Origin of the sequence: Streptomyces sp. URMC 126 (assembly GCF_051386555.1) — a bacterium.
Taxonomy (GTDB): Bacteria; Actinomycetota; Actinomycetes; order Streptomycetales; family Streptomycetaceae; genus Streptomyces.
Map to the genome: position 1 here is coordinate 1 of NZ_JBPQTX010000536.1, position 2,695 is coordinate 2,695.

General features: G+C 70.7%; 4 protein-coding genes. 2 read left to right on the forward strand and 2 right to left on the reverse strand.

What is annotated here, in order from left to right; translation table 11 throughout:
• Positions 1–35: 35 nt before the first annotated feature.
• Positions 36–1,268 (reverse strand): low temperature requirement protein A, encoded by a 1,233-nt coding sequence (locus ACSNOK_RS32420; protein WP_436784369.1) that lies wholly within the window; start codon positions 1,266–1,268, stop codon positions 36–38.
• 60 nt (positions 1,269–1,328) lie between these two features.
• On the opposite strand from ACSNOK_RS32420, the gene ACSNOK_RS32425 reads away from it, so the two are divergent.
• Positions 1,329–1,499 (forward strand): hypothetical protein, encoded by a 171-nt coding sequence (locus tag ACSNOK_RS32425; protein WP_436784370.1) that lies wholly within the window; start codon positions 1,329–1,331, stop codon positions 1,497–1,499.
• 65 nt (positions 1,500–1,564) lie between these two features.
• On the opposite strand, the gene mscL is transcribed toward ACSNOK_RS32425, so the two are convergent.
• Positions 1,565–2,044, reverse strand: a complete 480-nt coding sequence (mscL, locus tag ACSNOK_RS32430) for a large conductance mechanosensitive channel protein MscL (protein ID WP_436784371.1) — start codon at positions 2,042–2,044, stop codon at positions 1,565–1,567.
• A 220-nt stretch (positions 2,045–2,264) separates the two neighbouring features.
• On the opposite strand from mscL, the gene ACSNOK_RS32435 reads away from it, so the two are divergent.
• Positions 2,265–2,570, forward strand: a complete 306-nt coding sequence (locus ACSNOK_RS32435; RefSeq protein WP_436784372.1) for a hypothetical protein — start codon at positions 2,265–2,267, stop codon at positions 2,568–2,570.
• Positions 2,571–2,695 lie beyond the last annotated feature (125 nt).

The following is a 2,695-nucleotide window of genomic DNA, read 5'->3' on the forward strand; positions in this document are numbered from 1 at the left end:
GTCGCTCCCCTCCCTGTCACCGCTCCGCTCTCCCGTTACCGCCCCGCCCCTCCCACCTCGTTCTCCTCCGCCTGTCGCAGGGCCGTCCCGCCCCGCGCCGTCAGGGTGACACCCACCGCCACCGTGGCGGTGGACACCGCCCCGGCCAGCAGGACCGCCCAGCGTCCCGCGAACGTGCAGGCCAGGACCAGCACCGCCGAGACAGGGAGCACCGCCTGCTGTACCCAGCCGCGTTTCTGGTGCCGGGAGTGGATCAGCCACACCGTGAACATGAAGAGCGCCGCGGCCAGGGTGACCGCCCCGGAGGCCGCGAACCGGGAGACATGGGCCTTGCCGACGGCCTCTTCGATCGCCACCTCGATGCCGGCGCCGATCGCCGCGGCCGATCCGAAGACGAGGTAGTGCCCGTATCCCCAGAGGAACGCCTGGCGGTTGGAGACCAAGTGGAGATGGATGGGGACGGCGAAGTAGATCCAGTAGGCGGCGAAGATGAGCAGGAGCCCGCCCGCGGCTATGGGCAACAGGTCGGCCAGTGCCTCGTGTTCGTCGACGGCGGACTGGACGGCCACCGTCGCGGCCGACACCGTCTCGCCGAGCACGATGATGGTGAACAGGCCGTACCGTTCGGCGATGTGGTGGGGGTGCCAGCCGGTCTGGTAGCCGTGCTCGGCCCAGACGGGGACGGCCATCTCGCATACCGCCATCCCCAGGAACAGCCACGGTTTGGCGCCGTCGGACAGGAACAGCAGGCCCAGCCAGCCGACTTGGCAGACGGACACGCCCGCCGCGTACCGCAGCGCGGTCCGGCGTTCGCGACCGGTCGTGGAGAGGCCGGCGCGCAGCCACTGGGCCACCATGGCCAGCCGCATCACGAGGTAGCCGAACCAGATCACCCGGAAATCACCGGAGTCGAAGGCGCGGGGGATCCCCGCCGCGAACACGAGCACACCGGCGATCTGGACCAGTGTCATGCCGCGGAACAGCACGTCGTCCGTGTCGTAGGCGGAGGCGAACCAGGTGAAGTTCATCCAGGCCCACCAGATGGCGAAGAACATCATCAGGTAGCCCTGGACGCCATGGCCCGTGTGCGCCTCGGCCAGCGCGTGCACCAGTTGACCGCCCGCCTGGGCCACCGCGACCACGAAACAGAGGTCGAAGAACAGCTCCAGGGGGGTGGCGGTGCGGTGCTCCTCGTCCCGGCCTCGGGTGGCCATCCGGCGCAGTACGCCCGATCCGCCCGCGAGCCGCCGACGCGGCGTATCGCTCATGCGGCGATTGTCACCGCTCACCGCGGGTGCCGCGACCGGGGACGCCCGTACCCTGGTGTCATGAGCAGCACCGCCCCCGAACCGAAGCCCGCGGCCCTGATCTTCGACGACCCGCTGGACCGGCAGTCGACGGACGACACGGACCGGGGCTGGGGTGAGCGCCCCACGGGCCACGACTCCGCCGCCGACCTCGCCCGTTTCCTGGACGAGAAGCCGCCGCACCACATCTGATCGCCACGGCCACGGCCTCGGCCGCGACAACGGCCTCAGCCGCGACCCGGCCGGTCGCCGCCCTCCTACCGCTGCGCCGGTACGGAATCCGAGCCGGGGCCGCGTCGCTGCTCGACCAGGGTGTCCCTGATCTGCGCGAGCAGCTCGATCTCCGTCGGCTCGGCCGGGCCGTTGTCCTCCGGACGGCGGGCCGCCTGACGCTCTTGCCAGCGCTTCATCGGCAGCAGCATCAGGAAGTAGACCACCGCGGCGGTGATCAGGAAGGTGAGCGAGGCGCTGAGCACCGAGCCCCACTGGATGAAGACTCCCTTGGTCACCTCGCCCGAGGCCTTCCTGGCGCACGGGCCCTTGATGCAGGCCGCGTAGTGGTCCAGGTCCTTGGTACCGAACGCGCCGACGATGGGGTTGATCACGCCCTTGACGACCGAGTTCACGATGTTGGTGAACGCCGCGCCGATGACAACGGCGACCGCCAGGTCGATCACGTTGCCCCGCATCAGGAACGCCTTGAAGCCCCCAAGGATCCCTGTCTTCTTCTCGCTCACCGAACAGCCCTTCTCTGTGCGCCTCTGTACCGGAATGGTGGGTTCCATAACATACGAGACCGTCCGGCCGTTCTGTCCAATCCGCTGTCCCGATCAGCGGCGCCGGAAGCCCCCGCGAGAGGACCCGCGCGGGAGGGAGCGCGGGCCTCATCGAAGCCTCCCGTACACGAGCAGCGCCCAGCACAGCACGACCGCCCCGGTCGCGAGGACCGCCCGCCCCATGGCCTTCCCCCGCCTTCGCCGCCCCACCCGGACGGGAGCGAAGTGCGGCACGTCGCAGGCGGGCGGCGGCACCCACGACGGCCGGGGCCGAGCGCTCTCCGGGACCGGCGGGGACGACCACGCCGGCGTCGGCGGTGAGGAGCACACCGACGGACGCGAGGCCGAGAGGGAGTGGGCGGGCGAGTGCGGGGAGGAGGTGGCGGGAGAACGGGGCGAGGCCCCGGACGACGCCGTGAAGAGCGGGAGGGACGAGGGGGCGTGCGGGAGGACGCGTACCGAAGAAGGCATGGCAGACACCGCCTAGCGTGGGGAGTTCCGACCACCGACGCCCTCTACGATCCCGGGTTTCCGCAAGTCCCGCTGGGGCCTGTGGACAGACCTTCCAGGCTGTGGAAAACCTCCGTCGGACGCGCAGCCGCCCGTCCCGCC